This is a genomic window from Pantoea sp. S62 (assembly GCF_016658625.1).
Lineage (GTDB): Bacteria > Pseudomonadota > Gammaproteobacteria > Enterobacterales > Enterobacteriaceae > Pantoea > Pantoea vagans.
Window position 1 is genome coordinate 46088 of sequence record NZ_JACVVI010000022.1, and the last position, 22151, is coordinate 68238.

The following is a 22151-nucleotide window of genomic DNA, read 5'->3' on the forward strand; positions in this document are numbered from 1 at the left end:
AATGGAACAGCAAACGGATCGTCAGCGCTGGCTGTCGGTGCTGGCGCACAGCAGCGCCGCCCTGCTTGAACAGCACTGGCAGGCGCTTAACCTCCAGCCCGAATTCACCCTGATTCGTCCGGCAGAGATCGGGCTGACGCGGTTACAGGCGCGGATGGGCGCCACCGGCAAACGCTTTGTGATGGGCGATGCCACGGTAACGCGCGCGGTGGTGCAACTTAACGACGGCACCCTGGGTTACAGCTATCTGCTCGGGCGGGACAGAGCCCATGCCGAACGCTGCGCCTTGCTGGATGCGCTGTTGCAGCAGCCGGAAACCCGGCCCCTGCTGGAAGAGAAGATTATTACCCCGCTGGCGGCGTGGCGCGATGAGCAGCGACAGCTGCGCGCCCGTGAAATCGCCAGCAGCAAAGTGGATTTCTTTACGCTGGTTCGCGGAGATAACTGATGACATTACTGGCAAGTTTTAACCATCCGGTCGCGGATGCACAGCGCGCGTTTCGCCGCATTCTGAAAGCGATGAGCGAGCCGGGCGTGATGGTCTCGCTGCCGCTGCAACAGGGCTGGGGCGCACTGTCACCGGCGGCGACGGCGTTGCTGCTGACGCTGGTCGATCAGGAAAGTCCGGTCTGGCTGGATGCGCAAATCGACAACGAACAGCTGCGCAACAATCTGCGCTTCCATACCGGCGCGCCCATCACCACGCAGCAGGATGCCCCGTTCGCGCTGAGCCATGCGGCGGCGCAGCCGGATCCCACGCAGTTCGCGGCGGGTGACAACCTGTCGCCGGAAAAAAGCACCACGCTGATCATCGAAGTACCGTCGCTGAATGGCGGATTAACGCTGCGTCTCTCCGGTCCCGGCCTGCGGGAAACCCGCGCCATTGCGCCACAGCTACCGGAAAGCGTACTGCACTATTTGCGCACCCGTCCGCATCCCTTCCCGCAGGGCGTGGATCTGATCTTCACCTGTGGCGAAGCGATCATGGCCGTGCCGCGCACCACCGTTGTGGAGGTGTGCTGATGTATGTCGCGGTGAAAGGGGGCGAAAAAGCCATCTCAAATGCCCATCAGTTGCAGGCCGATCTGCGACGCGGCGACAGGGCAGTGGCCGAACTTGGCTGCGATCAGGTGGCGCAGCAGCTGGGGCTGGCGGTGGATCGGGTGATGACCGAAGGCGGAATATACGATCCGGAACTGGCGGCGCTGGCGATCAAGCAGGCCAGCGGCGATCTGGTCGAGGCGATCTTTCTGCTGCGCGCCTATCGCACCACATTGCCACGCCTGGCGGAGAGCACGCCGCTGACGACCGGTGCGATGCGTATCGAACGCCGCATCTCGGCAGTCTACAAAGATCTGCCGGGCGGCCAGGTGCTGGGTCCAACCTATGACTACAGCCACCGGCTGCTCGACTTCACCCTGCTGGCTAACGGTGAAACGCCCGCTGCGCCGCGTGACGATCGATCGGTGCCTGACCAGTGTCCGCACATGTTCAGCATGATGACTGAGGAAGGGCTGGCCGCTGGCGAGGTGGATGACGGCAGCGAGCCGGTTGATATCACCCGTGAACCAGTGAGCTTTCCCGCCTCACGCGCCGCGCGGCTGCAACAGCTGGTACGCGGCGACGAAGGTTTTCTGCTGGCGCTGGGCTATTCAACCCAGCGCGGCTATGGCCGTACCCATCCGTTTGCTGGCGAGATCCGCACCGGATATCTCAGCGTCAGCATCTGTCCCGAAGAGCTGGGTTTTGAGCTGGAGATCGGGGAACTGCTGCTGACGGAGTGTGAAATGGTCAACGGCGTCGCCCACAGCGATGACGCTGCGCCGCAGTTTACCCGTGGCTACGGGCTGGTGTTTGGCCGCGCCGAGCGCAAAGCGATGGCGATGGCGCTGGTGGACCGGGCGCTGCAAAGCCGCGAGCAGAATGAGCGCGTGACCAGCCCGGCGCAGGACGAAGAGTTTGTGCTGTCGCATGCCGACAACGTCGAAGCCGCAGGCTTTGTCTCGCACCTCAAGCTGCCGCACTACGTCGATTTTCAGGCCGAGCTGGAGTTGCTGAAACAGCTGCAGCACGATTATCAGGAGCGCAACCATGGCTGAACTCACGGGCTATAACAACGGCTATCTCGACGAGCAGACCAAACGCACCATCCGTCGCGCCATCCTCAAAGCGGTGGCGATCCCCGGCTATCAGGTGCCGTTCGCCGGACGCGAGATGCCAATGCCTTACGGCTGGGGCACCGGCGGCATTCAGATCACCGCCAGCGTCATTGGCGATCAGGATGTGCTTAAGGTGATCGATCAGGGCGCAGATGACACCACCAATGCGGTGTCGATCCGCCAGTTCTTTAAGCGGGTCAGCGGTGCGGCGACCACCGAACGCACCGCCGATGCCACGCTGATCCAGACCCGGCACCGCATTCCGGAAACGCCGCTGGAAGAGAATCAGATCCTGATTTTCCAGGTACCGATCCCGGAGCCGCTGCGCTTTATCGAACCACGCGAAACCGAGACCCGCACCATGCATGCGCTGGAGGAGTACGGCATCATGCAGGTGAAGCTGTATGAAGACATCGCCCGCTACGGTCATATAGCCACCACCTACGCCTATCCGGTCCGGGTCAACGATCGCTACGTGATGGATCCGTCGCCCATCCCCAAATTCGACAACCCGAAGATGCACATGATGCCCGCGCTGCAGCTGTTTGGTGCCGGGCGTGAAAAGCGCATCTACGCCTTGCCGCCTTACACCCGCGTGGAGAGTCTCGACTTCGACGATCACCCCTTCACCGTGCAGCAGTGGGAAGAACCCTGCGCGCTGTGTGGCTCGCGCCACAGCTACCTCGATGAGGTGGTGATGGACGATCAGGGAACGCGGATGTTTGTCTGCTCCGACACCGACTTTTGCCATCAGCAGCAGGAACAGCAACATGCACAGTGAACAGCCGCTGCTTGCGGTGAACCAGCTCACCCATCTTTACGCGCCGGGCAAAGGGTTTGAGCAGGTCAGTTTTGATCTCTGGCCCGGCGAAGTGCTGGGGATTGTCGGCGAGTCCGGCTCCGGTAAAACCACGCTGCTGCAGAGCCTGTCGGCGCGTCTGACACCGCAGCAGGGCAGCATTCTTTATCAGAATCGCGACCTTTATCAGATGAGTGAAAGCGACCGCCGTCGTCTGCTGCGCACCGAGTGGGGCGTGGTGCATCAGCATCCGATGGACGGGTTGCGTTCGCAGGTCAGCGCGGGCGGCAACATCGGCGAACGGCTGATGGCAACCGGGCAGCGCCACTATGGCGACATCCGCGCTGAGGCGAGCCGCTGGTTACAGGCGGTAGAGATAGACGCCGGGCGCATCGACGATCTGCCGACCACCTTTTCCGGCGGAATGCAGCAGCGTCTGCAGATTGCCCGCAACCTGGTGACGCAGCCGCAGCTGATGTTTATGGATGAGCCGACCGGCGGGCTGGATGTCTCGGTGCAGGCGCGTCTGCTGGATCTGCTGCGAACGCTGGTGCGCGAGCTGAATCTGGCGGTGGTAATAGTCACCCACGATCTCGGCGTGGCACGACTGCTGGCGCATCGCCTGCTGGTGATGAAACAGGGGCGGGTGGTGGAGAGCGGTCTGACCGACAGCGTGCTGGACGATCCTCATCATCCTTACACTCAACTGCTGGTCTCTTCGGTGCTCAATTAAATGACGAATCACACTCCGCGCCTGCGGGTCGAAAATCTGTGTAAAACCTTTGTGCTGCACAACCAGAACGGCGCGGCGCTGCCGGTGCTGCACAACGCCAGCCTGACGGTAGGCGAGGGCGAATGCGTGGTGCTGCACGGTCACTCCGGCAGCGGCAAATCCACGCTGCTGCGCGCGCTTTATGGCAACTATCAGCCCGACAGCGGCCACATCCGGGTTGCCCATCAGGGCGAGTGGATCGATATGGCGCAGGCATCAGCGCGCCAGATTATCGCCCTGCGCCGCGACACGCTGGGCTGGGTGAGCCAGTTTCTGCGGGTGATCCCGCGCGTGCCGACGCTGGAAATTGTGATGCAGCCGCTGCTGGAGCGCGGCGTCGACCGTGAATACTGCGAAGCGCGGGCCGCCGAACTGCTGACCCGGCTGAATGTGCCGCCGCGTCTCTGGTCGCTCGCCCCGTCCACCTTTTCCGGCGGTGAGCAGCAGCGGGTGAATATCGCACGCGGCTTTATCGCCGACTATCCGGTGCTGCTGCTGGATGAACCCACCGCCTCGCTCGACAGCGTCAACAGCGCGGCGGTCGTGGACTTGATTGAACAGGCGCGCGCCCGGGGTGCCGCCATCGTCGGTATTTTTCACGATCGGGCAGTGCGCGAGCGGGTAGCCGACCGGCTGCACCTGATGCATCCGATCGACACAGGAGTGCAGGCATGATTATCAATAACGTCAGACTGGTGCTGGAAAACGAGGTGGTGACCGGATCGCTGGAGTTTCGCGACGAGCGCATCAGCAGCTTCAGCGAAACCACCAGCCAGCAGCCGGGTGCGCTGGACGGCGAAGGGGCCTGGCTGCTACCGGGGCTGGTGGAACTGCACACCGATAACCTCGACAAGTTTTTCACCCCACGCCCGAAAGTGGACTGGCCCGCGCACTCGGCGATGAGCAGCCACGATGCACTGATGGTCTCAAGTGGGATTACCACCGTGCTGGACGCGATTGGCGTGGGTGATGTGCGCGACGGCGGGCACCGGCTGGATAACCTCAGCAAGATGATCGACGCCATCCGCGACAGCAACCGTAAAGGGCTGAACCGCGCCGAGCATCTGCTGCATCTGCGCTGTGAACTGCCGCATCCCACCACCGCGCCGCTGTTTGAAGCGCTGATGGGCACGCCGGAGCTGGCGCTGGTGTCGCTGATGGACCATTCGCCGGGCCAGCGTCAGTACGCCTCGCTGATCAAATATCGCGAATATTATCAGGGCAAATATCAGCTCAACGACGCCGAGATGGATCAGTTCGAGCATGACCAGCTCACCCTGGCGGCGGAGTGGTCGCAGCCCAATCGTCAGGCGATTGCCGGACTGTGCCGGGAGCATGGCATCGCCATCGCCAGCCACGATGATGCTACCGCGGCGCACGTGGAAGAGTCTCACGCGGCAGGCAGCCGCATTGCGGAGTTTCCAACCACGCTGGAGGCGGCGCGTGCCTCGCGCTATCGCAACATGCAGGTGCTGATGGGCGCACCCAACATCGTGCGCGGCGGCTCGCACTCCGGCAACGTCGCCGCCTGGGAACTGGCGTCACACGGGCTGCTGAACATTCTCTCCTCCGACTATTACCCGGCCAGCCTGCTGGATGCGGCGTTCCGGCTGGCGGCTGATGAGCGCAACAGCCTCGGCATGGCGCAGGCGATCGCGCTGGTGACCTGTAACCCGGCCCGCGCATTAGGTCTATTCGATCGCGGCGTCATCGCCGAGGGCTGCCGCGCCGACCTGGTGCTGGCGCACACCGCCCACGGCTATCCGCACGTGCGGCACGTCTGGAGCAAAGGCCGGCAGGTGTACTGATGGCACGGCTGATCTGGCTTACCGGTCCCTCCGGCTCCGGCAAGGACAGCCTGCTGGATGCGCTGCGGGCGGCACCGCCGCCCCGGCTGCTGATCGCCCATCGCTACATCACCCGCGCCGCCGATGCGGGCGGTGAAAATCATGTGGCGCTGACTGAAACGGAATTTGACCGTCGCGCCGCACTCGGTCTGTTCGCGGTGAGCTGGGAGGCGCACGGCTTCCGCTACGGCATTGGCTGCGAGACGGAACAGTGGCTGCTGCGCGGGCAGAATGTGGTGGTGAACGGGTCGCGGCTGCACCTGGCCCAGGCGCAGGCGCGGTTTGGATCGCAGCTGCTGCCGGTCTGTCTGCAGGTGACGCCCGCGGTGCTGGCGGCGCGGCTGCGTCAGCGCGGGCGCGAAGATGAGGCGGAGATAGCCCGGCGGCTGGCGCGCGCTGCCCAGCCACAGCCCGATGGCTGCCTGATTCTTAACAACGACGGCGCGCTGGCGGAAACCGTCTGCCAGCTACGCCAGATACTGGAGGCGCATCAATGACACCTGGCACCCGCGGAAACCGTCCTGCAGCGACATCCGTAACCGGAGACGCATCCATGAAACTCACTTTTCTCGGCACCGGCGGGGTGACGGCCGCGCCACTGCCGGGCTGCGACTGTCCTGCCTGCCAGCGGGCGCAGCGCAATAGCGCTCATGCGCGTGCGCCCTGCAGCGCGCTGATCGCGTTCGGCCACGAGCGCATCCTGCTGGATGCCGGTCTGCCGCTGCTGGCGTCGCGCTTTCCGCCCGGCACGCTGACGCGCATTCTGCTGACCCATTACCACATGGATCATGTGCAGGGCCTGTTTGCGCTGCGCTGGGGAAAGGGTGGTCCGATTCCGGTCTGGGGGCCGCCCGATCCGCGCGGCTGTGACGACCTCTACAAACACCCCGGCCTGCTCGATTTCCGTCCCGCCTTAACGCCGTTTGTGGCGCATGCCTTTGGTGAACTGCAGGTCACGCCGCTGCCGCTGCAGCACTCGAAGCTGACGCACGGCTATCTGTTCGACTGGCACGACACCCGGCTCGCCTGGCTGTGCGACACCTGCGGACTGCCGCCCGACACCGCCGACTTCCTGCGCGGCCAGCCGCTGGATCAACTGGTGATTGACTGCAACGATCCGCCGCGTGCAGAGGCGGGTAATCACAATGATGTGACCCGGGCGCTGGCGATTGCGGCGCTGCTTCAGCCGCGTCAGACCTGGCTGACCCACCTCAGTCATGAGATGGATAACTGGTTAGCGGAAAATCCGTTGCCGGAGGGTGTGCAGCCTGCCCGTGATGGTCAGACGCTGCTGTGCGGTGCGCACTGGCCTGTCACGGTTTGATCATCTCGCTGTCATCCCGCGTTCATCGCGTCACGCCTTAATAACCGGCATACGCAATCAGCGATGACGGAGAACAGCATGGCACAGGCACTTCTGAAAACGGTGGTCGATAACGATGCACCACCGGCCAGCCTCAGCGGACAAAAAGTGTTGTCGGTGCAGAAACTGAGCAAAGCCTATGGCGACACCCAGGTGCTGGATCAGGTCAGTTTCGACCTGCACGCCGGTGAGCTGGTGGCGGTGATTGGCCGCTCGGGCGCGGGTAAATCAACCCTGCTGCATATGCTCAACGGCACGATTAATGCCACGTCCGGCGCGATTATCAGCCTGCATGAAGGCGAAGCCGATCGTAACGTGGTCACGCTCAGCAGCCGCCAGATGCGCGAATGGCGCAGCCAGTGCGGCATGATCTTTCAGGACTTCTGTCTGGTGCCGCGCCTCGACGTGCTGACCAACGTGCTGCTGGGCCGTCTGAGCCAGACCGCGACGCTGAAGTCCTTCTTTAAAATCTTCTCTGACGAGGACCGGGCGCACGCCATTGAACTGCTGCAGTGGATGAACATGCTGCCGCAGGCGCTGCAGCGGGCGGAAAACCTCTCAGGCGGGCAGATGCAGCGCGTGGCGATCTGCCGCGCCCTGATGCAGAACCCGAAAATTCTGCTGGCCGATGAGCCGGTGGCGTCACTCGACCCTAAAAATACCAAACGCATCATGGATGTGTTGCGTCAGGTCAGCGAGCAGGGGATCAGCGTGATGGTCAACCTGCACTCGATTGAGCTGGTGAAAAGCTACTGCACCCGGGTGATTGGCATTCAGCGCGGCGTGGTGCTGTTTGACGGACATCCTTCCCGACTCACCGACAGCCTGCTTCACCAGCTGTACGGCGATGAACTTAACCAAATCCATTAACGTCCACAGCAAGAGAATAATTCCGAATGAAACTGACTTCTTTAGCACTTCTGACCAGTGTCATGGCGTTGGGTGTCAGCGCAGCGGATGCGCCAAAACAGCTTAATCTGGGGATTCTGGGTGGGCAGAACGCCACCCAGCAGATCGGCGACAATCAGTGTGTGAAGACCTTCTTTGATAAAGAGCTGGGTGTGGATACCCAGATGCGCAACGCCTCAGACTATTCGGGCGTGATCCAGGGCCTGCTGGGCGGCAAGATCGATATGGTACTGAGCATGTCTCCGGCCTCGTTTGCCTCGGTCTATATTCAGGACCCGAAAGCGGTAGATGTGGTCGGCATCGTAGTCGATGACAAAGATCAGTCACGCGGCTACCACTCTGTCGTCATCGTTAAAGCCGACAGCCCGTACAAAAAACTGGAAGACCTGAAAGGCAAATCGTTCGGGATGGCCGATCCCGACTCGACGTCCGGCTTCCTGATGCCCAACCAGGCGTTTAAGAAGATGTTCGGCGGCTCGGTGGATGACAAATATAACAACACCTTCTCCAGCGTGACCTTCTCCGGCGGCCATGAGCAGGACATTCTGGGCGTGCTGAACAACCAGTTTGATGGCGCGGTCACCTGGACTTCACTGGTCGGTGACTACAACAGCGGCTACACCTCTGGCGCGTTTGGCCGTCTGATCCGCATGGACCATCCGGACCTGATGAAGCAGATCCGCATCATCTGGCAGTCGCCGCTGATCCCCAACGGGCCGGTGCTGGTCAGCAACAAGCTGCCCGCTGACTTCAAAGCGAAAGTGGTGTCGGCAATTAAAAAGCTGGATAAGGAAGATCACGCCTGCTTCGTGAAAGCGGTGGGCGGCCAGCAGCATATCGGTGAGGCGACCGTTGCTGACTATAAAAGCATTATCGATATGAAGCGTGACCTGATGAAAGGCAGCCGCGGCTAAGGCCGACGACGCCCTGACTTTCCCCGCCCAGGCGGGGAAGGCGGGACGCGGCAACCCCGCCTGCGTCCCGCTGCTTTAGCGCCGGAGAACCCCCTTTGACCGACTTCGAACACTATTACCAACGCATCCGCCGCCAGCAGAAACGTGACACGCTGCTCTGGTCACTGCTGCTGGTGGCGCTCTATCTGGCGGCCGGGAGAGTGGCAGAATTTAATCTGCTCACCGTCTGGCATTCACTGCCGCACTTCTTCGACTACCTGCACGAGATCCTGCCGGTACTGCATCTGCCGTTGCTGTTTGCCGACGGTAAGACCGAAGGCTCGCTGGCTTACTGGGGCTACCGTCTGCCGATTCAGCTGCCGCTGATCTGGGAAACGCTGCAGCTGGCGCTGGCTTCGACGCTGGTGGCCGTCGCCCTGGCAGCGGTACTGGCCTTTTTTGCCGCCGATAATACCCAGACGCCGGTCAGCGTGCGAATAACGATTCGCGCCTTTGTTGCCTTTCTGCGCACCATGCCGGAACTGGCGTGGGCGGTGATGTTTGTCATGGCGTTTGGCATCGGGGCGATCCCCGGCTTTCTGGCGCTGGCGCTGCACACCGTGGGCAGCCTGACCAAGCTGTTTTACGAGGCGATTGAGTCGGCGTCGGATAAGCCGGTGCGTGGCCTGGCCGCCTGCGGTGCCAGTAAGCTGCAGCGGATGCGCTTCGCCTTCTGGCCGCAGGTGAAACCGATTTTTCTCTCCTACAGCTTTATGCGGCTGGAGATTAATTTTCGCTCCTCCACCATCCTCGGACTGGTCGGCGCGGGCGGCATCGGCCAGGAGCTGATGACCAACATCAAACTGGACCGCTACGATCAGGTGAGTATTACGCTGCTGCTGATTCTGATCGTGGTGTCGCTGCTGGACACGCTATCCGGCCAGCTTCGTCGCCGTGTCACAGGAGATCGGACATGATAAGCCACGTACCGGATGTCGCACTGCTGAAGCAGCAGCATCGTGAACTGTTCGCCGCGCAGCCGCGCTATCTGCGCCGCATCGGGCTGATGGCGCTGGCGGTGCTGCTCTATTACCTCTTTTTCTTCTCGGTGTTTGGCCTGGAGTGGTCGCGCCTGCTGATGGGCTGCCAGCAGCTGGGGCGCTATTTCCTGCGGATGTTTGTCTGGCACGACTTCCTGAACTGGCCGTTTGGCTACTATTTTTCACAGGTGGGGATCACTTTAGGGATTGTCTTTGCCGGGACGCTGACGGCCTCGCTGCTGGCGCTGCCGCTGTCGTTTCTGGCGGCGCGCAATGTGATGCACGATCGCGCCGCGAAGCCGCTGGCGTTCCTTGTGCGGCGTCTGTTCGATGTGCTGCGCGGTATCGATATGGCGATCTGGGGACTGATATTCGTGCGTGCGGTGGGTATGGGGCCGCTGGCCGGGGTGCTGGCGATTATCCTGCAGGATGTGGGACTGCTCGGTAAGCTTTATGCCGAAGGGCACGAAGCGGTGGAGCGCTCACCCAGTCGCGGGCTGGGTGCGGTCGGCGCCAACAGCCTGCAGAAACACCGGTTCGGTATCTTCACCCAGTCATTCCCGCAGTTCCTGGCACTGAGCCTTTACCAGATTGAGTCCAATACCCGCTCTGCGGCGGTGCTGGGCTTTGTCGGTGCGGGTGGCGTCGGCCTGGTCTACGCCGAGAACATGCGGCTGTGGAACTGGGACGTGGTGATGTTCCTGACGCTGATCCTGGTGGTGGTGGTCATGGTGATGGATGTGATCTCCAGCCGCCTGCGTAAGCGCTACATCAGCGGCAAGCCGGTGCCGCTGTGGCAGCCTGCTGCGCGCGATTAAGCCGTTCACTGCGCTGCCAGGCGCGCTGGAGCGCCTGCACCAGTTGAGCCTGCTGCCAGGGTTTTGCCAGCCGTTCGCACAGCGGCAGCGTCACCGGCTGGTGACGCAGATCCTGACCGCTGATCAGCAGCGTCGCCAGCTGCGGCCAGCTCTGCTGCGCCTGGCGGATCACTTCCGCGCCATTTATCTCGCCGGGCAGCATCAGGTCGCTGATCAGCAGGTCGATATCGGGCGTCTGGCGCAGCAGCGCCAGCGCCGCTTCACCGTCACCACACTCCAGCGTCAGATACCCCAGCTGGTGCAGATGCTCACACAGCGTCTGGCGCACCGCCGGTTCATCATCCAGCACCAGTATCAGGCGGTTGTTCGCTGCCTCTGCCTCGGCGGGCTTTGGCGGTGGCGGGGCGATGACGGCAGTGGCAGCGGCTTCCGCTGCGCGCGGCAACAGCAGACGCACCGTGGTGCCCTGGCCCGGCGCAGTTTCCAGTTCAATCTGCCCACCTGACTGCCGCACAAAGCCGTAAACCATCGACAGCCCCAGTCCGCTGCCGCTGCCGGTGGCTTTGGTAGTGAAGAAGGGCTCGAAAACCTGCTCGCGAACGTCGGCGGACATGCCGCAGCCATGATCGATAACCTCAATTGTGACCCGGTCACGTTTTTCATTCCCTTGCGGCTGGCGCTGATTACAGATGCGCAGCCGGATTTCACCGCTTTGCTGATGCATCGCATCGCGCGCGTTCACCACCAGGTTCATCAGCGCATTCTCCAGCTGGCTGGCATCAATCCAGGCCAGCCAGCCGGGACGCTGCGCATCAATAATCAGCTGCTGTCCCGGGAGCAGCGAGTGCTGCAGCAGCCCCTGCAGGTTATCCACCAGCGTGACCACCGACACCGCGCGCGGATAGAGTGCCTGCTTACGTGAGAACGCCAGCAGCCGCTGCGTCAGCTGGGCCGCACGGTCGGCGGCCTGCCTCGCCCGCTCAATGCGGGTCGCCAGCGGGCCGGGCATCAGCTGGCCTTCGGTCAGCGCCAGACTGCCAATAATCACCGCCAGCAGATTGTTGAAGTCGTGCGCCAGGCCGCCGGTCAGCTGGCCGACTGCCTTCATCTTCTGACTGTGCTGCAGCGCCTCCTCCAGCGTTTTACGTGAGGTCCGGTCCAGCACGGTATTGACCATGCCGCGCCGCGGGATCGGGCTGAAGCGCAGCTCCAGCGTCCGGCCATCGGCCAGCCGGATCTCCTGGGGTTCACCGGGATCGTGCAGATCCACCGCCAGCGGGGCCAGCAACTGCTGATAGTGGACGCCGCGATGCAGTTCACGCGGCGCGATTCCAAGCAGCTCGGCATACTGGGCGTTCCACACCACCAGCTGACCGTTATTGTCGAACAGGGCAAAGCCGTCGCGCATTGCCAGGAACGTGGACTCCAGCTGGTTGCTTTTCTCTTTCAGCAGCCGCGAAGTGTGGGCCAGCGAGGCGGTATTGCGGGCAAAGACGTTAAACGCCCGCGCCAGCTCGCCCAGCTCGTCGCGCCGTTGCAGCCCCGGCACGCTGACGTTCTGCTCACCCTGCGCCAGCCGCGTCATCGCCCCGGCTATCGCCGTCAGGCTCGACCCCAGGTTGCGATAGATATAGATCCCGGCATAGCCGGTGATCGCCAGCGCCAGCAGCACAAACAGCGCGATAAAGCTGATGATGGAGTCGAGTTCGTGGTGGGTGGCCTGGGTGCGCGCCTCGCTCTGCAACGCAACCTGCTGCACCGACGCATTGATATCGTCGTTCAGCATCGCCACCAGCGCTTTAATCCGGTAGGTGGCGTAGGCGATCGCCAGGTCACTCTGCTCCAGCGCCTCCGCCAGTGGCAGCAGGCGCTGCTGAGTGGCCAGCAGCCGCTGTACCTGCTCGCCGGTGACACCCGTCAGCGGCACCGTGCGCCACTGCGTCATGATCTGCTGAAGCTGCTCAATCACGGCGATGGGCGAGGGCGTACGGATGGCGATGGTGATCAGCCGTTCGGTCTGCTCGCGCAGTGCGGCATCCGGCCGCGTCCGCTGTTCCCGCTGCACTCGCTGGTCGATATGACTGAGCAGAATCTGCGTCTGCCACAGATCGCTCAGCATGTTGTTGCGCTGCAAATGCCGCTGATGGCTGTTCAGCAGCAGGCTGTTAATCGTCTGCTCCAGCATCAGGCTGCGGGCGCGGATCCGGGCGATGCGCTCCGGCTGACGGGCCGCCAGCGGCGCACTCGCCAGCAGGCTCAGCGACTGCTGTAACGCCTTCTGATTCTGCTGCAGCCGCTGTGATTCGCTCTGATACTCCAGCGCCCCGACCACCTGCGACAGCCGTACGGCCGCCGTCGCCACGTTGGCGGTGTCACGTGCCAGCGCCAGGCTGCCGTTCATATCTGCCAGCGTCTGCGCCTGTGCCTGCTCCTGAATCGCCCCGGCATGACGAAAGCCGACGATCGCCACCACGCTCACCATCAGCGTGACCAACACCACCAGCAGATTGAACATCAACAGGCGGCCACGCGCCCCGGCCTGCCACGGATAACTGTGCTGCATCCCACGACCTCTTCTTCACGGCAACCGTGGGCCGAGTATAGGAGCGCGGCGTCGGGCATTTATGACAAATATGAATGGCCGCTGACATTTTCCGTTTATCTGGCGTTGCTTAACTGGCGGCTATCCACAGTCCGCAGGAGCAGGGCGATGACAGCCACACCGATACTGGAAATGCGGGGCATTACCCGACGCTTCGGCAATTTTTATGCCCTGAAGGGCGTCGATCTCACGGTGTATCCCGGTGAGGTTCACGCGCTGATGGGAGAGAACGGCGCGGGTAAAAGCACACTGATGAAGATTCTGGCCGGTGCCTATACCGCCAGCAGCGGGGAAATTCTCATTGAAGGCAAGCCCTATACGATTAAGGGGCCGAAAGAGGCGCTGGCTGCCGGGATCACCCTGATTTATCAGGAGATTAACCTGGCACCCAACCTGACGGTGGCGGAGAACATTTTTCTGGGTAGTGAAATCGCGCCCGGCGGGCTGGTGAAGCGGCGGCAGATGGCCGAAGAGGCGCAGCGGGTGATTGACCGGCTCGGCGCGCAGTTCAGCGCCTGGGATCTTGTCAGTCGTCTGAGCATCGCCGAGCAACAGCAGGTCGAGATCGCCCGCGCACTGCAGCGCAACAGCCGCATCCTGGTGATGGATGAGCCGACCGCCGCGCTCTCAAACCGTGAAACTGAACAGCTCTTCGCGCTGATTAAACGGCTGCGCAGCGAAGGGATGGCGATCATCTACATCAGTCACCGCATGGCGGAGGTCTATGAGCTGTCCGACCGCGTCAGCGTGCTGCGTGACGGGGAGTATGTCGGCAGCCTGACGCGTGACCAGCTCAACGCCAGCGAACTGGTGCGGATGATGGTCGGGCGGCCGCTCAGCGATCTGTTTAACAAAGACCGGGCTATCCCGCTGGGCGACATCCGGCTGGCGGTCAATCATCTGACCGACGGCGGCAAAGTGCATCCCAGCAGTCTGGCTGTGCGGGCTGGGGAAATTGTCGGGCTGGCCGGGCTGGTGGGTGCGGGGCGCAGCGAACTGGCGCAGCTGATCTTCGGCGTGCATAAGCCGAAAGAGGGCGAGATCTGGATCGACGGCGAGAAGGTCACCATTCATTCCCCGCGCGATGCGATTGCGCGCGGCATCGGTTTCCTCACCGAGAACCGCAAAGAGCAGGGGCTGTTTCTGGAGATGGCGGCGCAGGAGAACATCGTGATGGCGACGCTGGAGCGCGACGCCAGTTACGGGATGCTCAACCGCCGCAAAGGGCAGACCATCGCTACGGAGGCGATCGCCTCCCTCAATATTCGTGTACCGCACGCTCAGGTCCGGGCGGGCGGCCTGTCAGGTGGCAACCAGCAGAAGCTGCTGATCTCGCGCTGGGTGGCGATTGGCCCGCGCATCCTGATCCTGGATGAGCCGACGCGCGGTGTCGATGTCGGCGCGAAAAGCGAGATCTACCGCATGATGCAGGAGATGGCGCGGCAGGGCGTGGCGATTTTAATGATCTCCAGCGAACTGCCGGAAGTGGTCGGCATGAGCGACCGCGTTTACGTGATGCACGAAGGCACCATCGTCGGTGAACTGGAGGGCAGCCACATCAGTCAGGAAAATATTATGACGCTGGCAACCGGTGCGCACAGCACGTCAGCAGGCGAAATCTGAGGAGACCACCATGTCACAACTGGCCCGCACTAACGCGCCGACGTTGAAACGCGCCCTGATGGGCGATTTGCTGCAAACGGTGGGTATTCTGCCGATTCTGATCCTGATCGTGGCGGTGTTTGGTTTCGTTACGCCGAACTTCTTTACCGAAGCGAACCTGCTGAATATCACCCGCCAGGCGTCGATCAATATCGTGCTGGCGGCGGGCATGACCTTTGTCATCCTGACCGGCGGTATCGACCTGTCGGTAGGGTCGATGCTGGGCACCACGGCAGTGGTCGCGCTGGTGGCGTCGCTGGATCCGATGCTTGCCTCGCTGACCATTCCGATGGCGCTGGGCGCGGGTCTGGTGATGGGGCTGTTCAACGGTATCCTGGTCGCCTGGGCCGGATTGCCTCCCTTTATCGTCACGCTCGGCACCTACACCGCGCTGCGCGGGGCGGCTTATCTGCTGGCGAACGGCACCACGGTGATTAACTCCGATATTAACTTTGAGTGGATTGGTAACGGCTATCTCGGGCCGGTGCCGTGGCTGATTGTGATTGCCTTTGCGGTGATCGCCATCTGCTGGTTCATCCTGCGCCGCACCACGCTGGGCGTTCATATCTACGCGGTCGGCGGCAACATCCAGGCGGCGCGTCTTACCGGCATCAAGGTTGGCGTGGTGCTGCTGTTTGTCTACGGCATGAGCGGCCTGCTGTCGGGACTGGGCGGCTTAATGAGCGCCTCGCGGCTCTACAGCGCCAACGGCAACCTCGGCGTCGGCTACGAGCTGGATGCGATTGCGGCGGTGATCCTCGGCGGCACCAGCTTTGTCGGCGGCATCGGCACCATCACCGGCACCCTGATTGGCGCACTGATTATCGCCACGCTGAATAACGGCATGACGCTGATGGGCGTCTCCTATTTCTGGCAGCTGGTGATCAAGGGCGCGGTAATCATCATCGCTGTCCTGATCGACAAATACCGCACCCGTAATCATGTGAGCTGAGGCTCTAAAGGGCGGATGCGCCGTGTCGCCGCCGCCACCCAAAAACGCCATTAAGCGGTTGGCACCTTGAAAACAGCAGGAGAAGGTCTATGCGTTTTAATCCGATTGTAACCGGGCTGCTGGCGGCAACGCTGTTCAGCACCGGCCTGGCTCAGGCAAAAGAACTCAAATCTATCGGCGTCACGGTCGGCGACCTGGCTAACCCCTTCTTCGTGCAGATCACTAAAGGCGCAGAGATGAAGGCGCGTCAGCTGGCGGGCGATAAGGTCAATGTCACGCTGGTCTCCAGCGGCTACGACCTCGGTCAGCAGGTCGGCCAGATTGATAACTTTATTGCGGCCAAAGTCGACATGATTATCCTCAACGCCGCGGACTCCAAAGGGATCGCCCCGGCGGTGAAGCGGGCGCGTGACGCCGGTATCGTGGTGGTGGCGGTTGACGTGGCCGCCGATGGCGCCAATGCGACCATCACCTCCGATAACACCGAGGCGGGCGCAATGGCCTGTAAATATATTTCTGGCCGCCTGAAGAACAAAGGCAACGTGGTTATCATCAACGGACCGCCGGTTTCAGCCGTACAGAACCGTGTTGAAGGCTGCATGAACGAGCTGAAAACCCATCCGGACATCAAACTGCTCTCCTACAACCAGAACGCCAAAGGCAGTCGTGAAGGCGGACTGGAAGTGATGACCGGTCTGCTCTCGGCTAACCCGAAAATTGACGCCGTGTTTGCCATCAACGACCCGACAGCGATTGGCGCGGACTTAGCCGCGAAACAGGCGCAGCGCAGCGAATTCTTCATCGTGGGCGTCGATGGATCGCCGGACGGGGAAGAGGCGCTGAAGCGTAAAAACTCGCTGTTTGTCGCCACGCCCGCCCAGGATCCGCAGGTGATGGCGGCTAAAGCGGTTGAGATTGGCTATGACATCCTGCAGGGCAAACCCGCGCCGGATAAGCCGGTGCTGATCCCGGTGAAACTGATCGATCGTAATAATATCGGCAGCTATCAGGGCTGGACGGTGAAATAAGCGTCAGGGCGGCACCTTCGGGTGCCGCTCTCAGGAGGCCACCATGCAACGTTCAGAGGTTAATGACTACCTGCAGCATACGCGCGAGTTTTTCCGCCAGCAGGATGTGCATCTGCCGCCGTGGGCCGATTACAGCGTCAGCCAGTGGCGTGCGCAGGATCGCGACGTGATACAGGAGATTCTGGCGCTGCGGCTGGGCTGGGATCTCACCAGCTTTGGCGCGGCAGATTTTATGCAGACCGGCCTAACGCTGTTTACGCTGCGTAACGGCTCGCCAGGCGGACAGCCGTGGCATAAATCCTACGCCGAGAAGATCATGCACGTGCGCGAAGGGCAGCTGACGCCGATGCACTATCATCCGCGCAAGATGGAAGACATTATCAATCGCGGCGGCGGCAACCTGATTGTCGAACTGCATAACCGCGACGGCGACGGGCTGGCAGACTCGCCAGTGGCGGTGTCGCTGGATGGCCTGCGCCAGATCCATGCTGTCGGAACACAGCTGCGACTCTCTCCGGGTGAAAGCGTGACGCTGGAGGCGGGCGTCTGGCACAGTTTCTGGGGCGAAAATGGCTTCGGCGACGTGCTGGTGGGTGAGGTATCGATGCCCAACGATGATGAAAATGACAACGTGTTTCTGACGCCGCTGGCCCGTTTTAATCCGCTGAATGAGGATGAAGCGCCGCGCTGGCTGCTGTGTAATGACTATGCGAACGGCTTTCTGTGAGTTGCCCTCCACTGAGCGCAGAATGGCAGGGCGCATCAAGTTCGCTTATCTGTCATGTTTCAGTGCCGGTCAGCCTGAGTTTTCTGATGCTGCGTGCGGGCGGTTCACCGAACAGGCGCGCATATTCCCGGGTAAACTGCGTCAGACTCTCGTAGCCCACATCTGCCGCGACGGCGGCGACATTGCCGGGCCGCAGCACCAGCGCTTTGCGCGCCTCATAGAGCCGGAGATGTTTTTGATACTGCAGCGGCGAAAGCCCGGTGGTGGCCCGAAAGCCACGATGGAAGGCCGACAGACTCATGCCCGCCATCGCTGCCAGCGTCTCAATGCGAAACGCGGTGGCATAGTGCGCGCGCAGCCAGACCAGCGCCTTTCTGATCTTCGCAAAATGCCCGTTTAACTCTGCTGCCTGACGCAGCACGCCGCCCTGCGTACCCTGCAACAGCCGGTAAAGCATCTCGCGCTCCACCAGCGGCGCCATCACCGCGATCTCCTCCGGTTTTGTCAGCAGGCGCACCATCCGCAGCCAGACATCCGCCAGCGCATCATCCACCCTGTTAACCGAAATGCCTTTGTTCGTAGCGTGAAGAGCGGTCACAGGCATCTGATGCAGCAGATCGCTGATGGCGGCGAAATCGAGCGTCAGACGTACGGCGAGATAGGGCGAGGCTTCGCTGGCTTCAGTGATGTCGCCAGTGGCGGGCAGATCGAACGACGCGGTAAACATTTCACCTGCGGAATAGCGGATGGATTGTGCGCCCACCTGCAGCCTTTTTTCTCCCTGCAGAATCAGGCTGACGAACGGCGGATAGATTTCTGGCGGCAGAGCCATCGGCTGGCTGACGCGATAGAGATCCACGCGCGGAATCGTCGTCGCAGTGAGGTCGTCTGCCGCGCACGCCAGCACTTCATCTCTTAACGCTTCAAGGCCTTTCATATTGCGTGACTCCGGCGGATTCAGCGCCTGACAGGAGAAAGCAGGAATGGGCAAATTTTAGGCAGGATTGCAGCCGCCGCGCAACCGGCTGAGGATTATTCTCGCTCTCTGGTCTTTGAGCAGGATGGTATGGAATGAAAATTGAAGAAGCAGTAATCATGATTACCGGCGCATCATCGGGGATCGGTGAAGCCACGGCGCGTGCGGCGCTGCAGGCGGGTACGCGGGTTATCTTACTGGCACGACGCAAAGACCGACTGGATGCTCTCGCGGATGGATCAGGCAAAGCGCTGGCAGTAGCCTGCGATGTGACTCAGCCTGACCAGATTGCAAACGCCGTCAGACAGGGGCTGGCACGCTTTGGCCAGATTGATGTGCTCATCAACAATGCCGGGCAGGGGCTGTACGCGGCGGTTGAGGAAATAGAGGCGGCGGAATTCAGGGCGCTGCTTGAGCTGAACCTGATTGCCCCGCTGATGATGATGCAGGCGGTGATCCCACCAATGCGGCGGCAGGGCGCATTATCAACGTCAGCTCTGGGGCGACGCTGGCAACGTATCCAGGGTCGGCGGCCTATACCAGTTCCAAAGCGGGGCTGAATATGCTCTCCGGCGTGGCGCGGCTGGAACTGGCTGAGGCCGGGATTACGGTTTCCACGGTGTATCCGTTTATGACCCGCTCAGAATTTTATCAGTCGGTGAAGTCGGGACAGGAAGCCGCGATTGCGCAGGCTGAGCAGAGCGCCGCATTCGCGCACGCGCCTGAGCGCGTGGCGGAAAAAATTCTGGCAATGGTTGAAAGCGGAGAGGCACAGGGGGATCTGGTGCCGCGTGCCTGGGGCGGAACGTATGACGACTGAGGTGAGCACGCCTGTCACTGGCAGGCCGCTCAGAATGACTCAGGCGATCTGGCTGGCGCGCGGCGCGATTTCCGGTTTCATCACGTCAGCGGAAAAGACGTAACCCAGCCCGCGAATGGTGCGGATCAGGTCAGGCTGATGCGGGTTGGTTTCAATTTTGCGGCGCAGTCGCATAATCAGCACGTCGATGGTGCGGTCAAACACATCGAGACTTTCACTGTGGGTCAGCTCCAGCAGCTGATCGCGGGTCAGCACCTTACGGGCGTGACGCACCAGCGCGCGCAGCAGGCTGTATTCTCCCTGGGTCAGCGGCACCAGTTCGCGCTGCGGATTAAACAGCTGGCAGCGGCCATCGTCCAGTTGCCAGCCGCCAAACCGCCAGCCCGCCTGTTCAGGATCGGCCTGTGCAATACGCCCGCTGCGACGCAAAGCGGCACGGGCGCGGGCCACCACCACGCGGGGATTAAAAGGCTTGGCGATGTAGTCGTCTGCGCCCATCTCCAGACCCACCACCATCTCCGCTTCGGACCCCATACCGGTCAGCATAATCACCAGTACCTCGGGTCGCTGACGCTGGAGCTGCTGCAACACCAGCAGCCCGTTGGTATCGGGCAGCATCATATCCAGCATCACCAGCGAAATCTCCGGGTGCTCGCTGAGCATCGATAGCGCCTCGCGTCCCTGATGACAGCGGTAGACCGTTAACAGATGTTCACTTAACGCATCCTGCAGGACGTCACAGACAGCAGGATCATCATCCACCACCAAAATCGCTGGCTTCATGGCGCGGCCTCAATGTTACGAAAGAGTTAATTCTGGAGTCTACACAGGCCAGAGAAGGTTGCTGAAGCAGCATGCTGAAACGTGACCCGCTTCGCCTGTGAGAGTCTGGAAGCGTGCGCTGGCGCAGAGTTTTTGGCGGTTGCTGATTTGCCGCAGGAAAACGATTGCGCGGGATCGGTGCATTGCACCATAATCGCGCCCTGTTTTGATTCGGAATCTTCTTAGGCGTGTCCAGCTATGCCAGGTAATCGATTGCGTCAGCAGATGGCATGGCAATTGCTTTGGGCAGTGGGTAAGTCAGGGATTTCAGGCGGTTCTGGCACGCAAGTATGCAGCGGCCAGCATCCATATCCCGGAAACAGAATAATCAGCATACAAACCCCTTTGGCAAGAGAGACGGCTGTCTCCTGTATCGAGAGATGATGATGTTAGAAAAACTATTCAAACTCAAAGCGCATAACACCACGGTTCGTACCGAGATTATCGCCGGGATCACTACCTTCCTGGCAATGGCCTATATTCTGTTTGTGAACCCGAGCATTCTGGGCGCAACCGGCATGGATAAGGGCGCGGTGTTTGTCGCGACCTGTCTGGCGGCGGCGATTGGCTGCGTGCTGATGGGGCTGATCGCCAACTACCCGATCGCGCTGGCACCCGGCATGGGACTGAACGCCTTCTTCACCTATACCGTGGTGCTGCACATGGGCTACACGTGGCAGGTTGCGCTGGGCGCGGTGTTTCTCTCGGCGGTGATTTTCTTCGCGATGTCGCTGTTTAAAATCCGCGAGTGGATTATTGCCAGTATCCCGCTGCCGCTGCGCGCCGGGATTGGTGCAGGTATCGGGCTGTTCCTGGCGATTATTGCCCTGGAAGGGGCGGGCATCGTGGTCGATAACCCGGCGACGCTGGTGGGCATTGGCGATCTGACCAAACCGGGTCCGCTGTTGGCGATGCTTGGCTTTGTGGTGATCGTGGTACTGGAAGCGCGTCGCGTGACCGGTGCGGTGCTGATCGGCATCCTGCTGGTGACCTTTATCTCGATGGGCATCGGTCTGTCGCCGTTCGCGGGCGTCTTCTCTGCGCCGCCATCCATCGCACCGACCTTCCTGCAACTGGATATCGCCGGGGCATTTAACGTCGGCCTGATCAGCGTGATCTTTGCCTTCCTGTTTGTCGATGTGTTTGATAACACCGGCACGCTGCTGGGCGTGACTAAACGTGCCGGTCTGGCGGATGAGCAGGGCAATGTGCCCAAGATGGGGCGTGCGCTGATTGCCGACAGTGCGGCTGCACTGTTTGGCTCACTGCTCGGCACCTCGACCACCACCAGTTATGTGGAATCGGCGGCGGGCGTGAGTGCCGGTGGCCGTACCGGACTGACAGCGATCGTGGTGGGTGTGCTGTTCCTGCTGGCACTGTTCTTCTCGCCGCTGGCCTCCAGCGTGCCGGTTTACGCCACTGCGCCTGCGCTGCTGTTTGTGGCGGTATTGATGGCATCGGGACTGGCGGATATCGACTGGAAAGATATCACCACGGCCGCGCCGGTTACCGTGACTGCGCTGACCATGCCGCTGACCTATTCTATTGCTAACGGCATCGCGTTTGGTTTTATTACCTGGACGCTGGTGAAGCTGCTGAGCGGTCGTGTGAAGGAGGTAAATGCGGCGCTGGTGATTCTGTCGATTTTGTTTGTGATTAAGCTTGGGTGGTTAAGTGCTTAATTTACCGCGTTGCGGTTAAGGAACGCTTAGCAGCGGGCAGAGGCTGAGAAGGGATCGCTTTGCAGCGGGCTGGCACTGAGAAGGTTACGCCCGCCAGGCGATGGGGAGTTTCAGGTTGCCGGTGCAGGCGGACGCGTCAAGGGGCGGACGCCCGCCCCTTGACAATCCCGGCGTCCGGCTGCCTGCGCGCCCCGCTGTGCGGGGTGCCCTCGTCACGTCCTGCGGCCGACGGACCGTCCGGACGCGCCATTCCTGGCGCGAACCGTCCTTTCGCCGACGT

At 61.6% G+C, this 22151-nt stretch carries 21 protein-coding genes and 1 pseudogene; 19 read left to right on the forward strand and 3 right to left on the reverse strand.

Annotated features, from left to right (window positions below):
• The first annotated feature begins 1 nt into the window (after window position 1).
• The 13 genes from phnG to phnE (IBT54_RS22665) all read left to right on the forward strand — a co-directional run bounded on the left by phnG (window position 2) and on the right by phnE (IBT54_RS22665) (window position 10600).
• Window positions 2-448, forward strand: a complete 447-nt coding sequence (gene phnG / locus IBT54_RS22605) for a phosphonate C-P lyase system protein PhnG (RefSeq protein WP_201253123.1) — start codon at window positions 2-4, stop codon at window positions 446-448.
• The gene (phnH, locus tag IBT54_RS22610) at window positions 448-1023 is read left to right on the forward strand and encodes a phosphonate C-P lyase system protein PhnH (protein WP_013358339.1); all 576 of its coding nucleotides are present in this window, start codon (window positions 448-450) and stop codon (window positions 1021-1023) included. Before phnG ends, phnH begins: the two co-directional genes overlap by 1 nt.
• Window positions 1023-2099: a carbon-phosphorus lyase complex subunit PhnI gene (locus IBT54_RS22615; protein ID WP_201253124.1), complete on the forward strand. Its 1077-nt coding sequence runs from the start codon at window positions 1023-1025 to the stop codon at window positions 2097-2099. The genes phnH and IBT54_RS22615 overlap by 1 nt, the downstream gene beginning before the upstream one ends.
• Window positions 2092-2940: an alpha-D-ribose 1-methylphosphonate 5-phosphate C-P-lyase PhnJ gene (locus IBT54_RS22620; protein WP_201253125.1), complete on the forward strand. Its 849-nt coding sequence runs from the start codon at window positions 2092-2094 to the stop codon at window positions 2938-2940. Before IBT54_RS22615 ends, IBT54_RS22620 begins: the two co-directional genes overlap by 8 nt.
• Window positions 2930-3691, forward strand: coding sequence for a phosphonate C-P lyase system protein PhnK (phnK, locus tag IBT54_RS22625; RefSeq protein WP_201253126.1), 762 nt, complete (start codon window positions 2930-2932; stop codon window positions 3689-3691). The genes IBT54_RS22620 and phnK overlap by 11 nt, the downstream gene beginning before the upstream one ends.
• On the forward strand, window positions 3692-4405 hold the full coding sequence (gene phnL / locus IBT54_RS22630) for a phosphonate C-P lyase system protein PhnL (protein ID WP_195857929.1): 714 nt from the start codon (window positions 3692-3694) through the stop codon (window positions 4403-4405). It begins immediately after the preceding gene.
• Window positions 4402-5538: an alpha-D-ribose 1-methylphosphonate 5-triphosphate diphosphatase gene (gene phnM / locus IBT54_RS22635; RefSeq protein ID WP_110330548.1), complete on the forward strand. Its 1137-nt coding sequence runs from the start codon at window positions 4402-4404 to the stop codon at window positions 5536-5538. Before phnL ends, phnM begins: the two co-directional genes overlap by 4 nt.
• Complete coding sequence (phnN, locus tag IBT54_RS22640; RefSeq protein ID WP_033733101.1) at window positions 5538-6074, forward strand: ribose 1,5-bisphosphokinase; 537 nt, start codon at window positions 5538-5540, stop codon at window positions 6072-6074. Before phnM ends, phnN begins: the two co-directional genes overlap by 1 nt.
• A 56-nt stretch (window positions 6075-6130) precedes the next feature.
• Entirely contained in the window at window positions 6131-6901 is a 771-nt protein-coding gene (phnP, locus tag IBT54_RS22645) for a phosphonate metabolism protein PhnP (RefSeq protein WP_201253127.1), read from the forward strand.
• 78 nt (window positions 6902-6979) lie between these two features.
• The gene (gene phnC, locus IBT54_RS22650; RefSeq protein ID WP_147789707.1) at window positions 6980-7810 is read left to right on the forward strand and encodes a phosphonate ABC transporter ATP-binding protein; all 831 of its coding nucleotides are present in this window, start codon (window positions 6980-6982) and stop codon (window positions 7808-7810) included.
• A 26-nt stretch (window positions 7811-7836) separates the two neighbouring features.
• Window positions 7837-8763: a phosphonate ABC transporter substrate-binding protein gene (phnD, locus tag IBT54_RS22655; RefSeq protein ID WP_013358330.1), complete on the forward strand. Its 927-nt coding sequence runs from the start codon at window positions 7837-7839 to the stop codon at window positions 8761-8763.
• A gap of 95 nt (window positions 8764-8858) precedes the next feature.
• Window positions 8859-9719, forward strand: coding sequence for a phosphonate ABC transporter, permease protein PhnE (gene phnE, locus IBT54_RS22660; protein WP_201253128.1), 861 nt, complete (start codon window positions 8859-8861; stop codon window positions 9717-9719).
• Window positions 9716-10600, forward strand: coding sequence for a phosphonate ABC transporter, permease protein PhnE (gene phnE, locus IBT54_RS22665; protein WP_095706989.1), 885 nt, complete (start codon window positions 9716-9718; stop codon window positions 10598-10600). Before phnE (IBT54_RS22660) ends, phnE (IBT54_RS22665) begins: the two co-directional genes overlap by 4 nt.
• Here the strand turns inward: phnE (IBT54_RS22665) and IBT54_RS22670 are convergent.
• A complete protein-coding gene (locus IBT54_RS22670) occupies window positions 10554-13163 on the reverse strand; it encodes an ATP-binding protein (RefSeq protein WP_201253129.1) in 2610 nt (869 codons plus the stop codon). The genes phnE (IBT54_RS22665) and IBT54_RS22670 overlap by 47 nt on opposite strands.
• Window positions 13164-13310: 147 nt before the next feature.
• On the opposite strand from IBT54_RS22670, the gene IBT54_RS22675 reads away from it, so the two are divergent.
• The 4 genes from IBT54_RS22675 (at window position 13311) to IBT54_RS22690 (ending at window position 17571) form a co-directional block, all read left to right on the forward strand.
• A complete protein-coding gene (locus IBT54_RS22675; RefSeq protein WP_095706991.1) occupies window positions 13311-14825 on the forward strand; it encodes a sugar ABC transporter ATP-binding protein in 1515 nt (504 codons plus the stop codon).
• A gap of 10 nt (window positions 14826-14835) precedes the next feature.
• Complete coding sequence (locus IBT54_RS22680) at window positions 14836-15816, forward strand: ribose ABC transporter permease (RefSeq protein ID WP_201253130.1); 981 nt, start codon at window positions 14836-14838, stop codon at window positions 15814-15816.
• 89 nt (window positions 15817-15905) lie between these two features.
• The gene (locus IBT54_RS22685; protein ID WP_201253131.1) at window positions 15906-16844 is read left to right on the forward strand and encodes an ABC transporter substrate-binding protein; all 939 of its coding nucleotides are present in this window, start codon (window positions 15906-15908) and stop codon (window positions 16842-16844) included.
• A 43-nt stretch (window positions 16845-16887) separates the two neighbouring features.
• Complete coding sequence (locus IBT54_RS22690; protein WP_201253132.1) at window positions 16888-17571, forward strand: D-lyxose/D-mannose family sugar isomerase; 684 nt, start codon at window positions 16888-16890, stop codon at window positions 17569-17571.
• 52 nt (window positions 17572-17623) lie between these two features.
• On the opposite strand, the gene IBT54_RS22695 is transcribed toward IBT54_RS22690, so the two are convergent.
• Entirely contained in the window at window positions 17624-18508 is an 885-nt protein-coding gene (locus IBT54_RS22695; protein ID WP_201253133.1) for an AraC family transcriptional regulator, read from the reverse strand.
• Between the two features lie 158 nt (window positions 18509-18666).
• Here IBT54_RS22695 and IBT54_RS22700 point away from each other — a divergent pair.
• Window positions 18667-19367: pseudogene (locus IBT54_RS22700) on the forward strand (SDR family oxidoreductase).
• A 39-nt stretch (window positions 19368-19406) separates the two neighbouring features.
• Here the strand turns inward: IBT54_RS22700 and IBT54_RS22705 are convergent.
• A complete protein-coding gene (locus tag IBT54_RS22705; protein WP_201253134.1) occupies window positions 19407-20150 on the reverse strand; it encodes a response regulator in 744 nt (247 codons plus the stop codon).
• Between the two features lie 422 nt (window positions 20151-20572).
• Here IBT54_RS22705 and IBT54_RS22710 point away from each other — a divergent pair, with 422 nt between their 5' ends.
• A complete protein-coding gene (locus IBT54_RS22710; RefSeq protein WP_218832237.1) occupies window positions 20573-21871 on the forward strand; it encodes an NCS2 family permease in 1299 nt (432 codons plus the stop codon).
• Window positions 21872-22151: the final 280 nt, after the last annotated feature.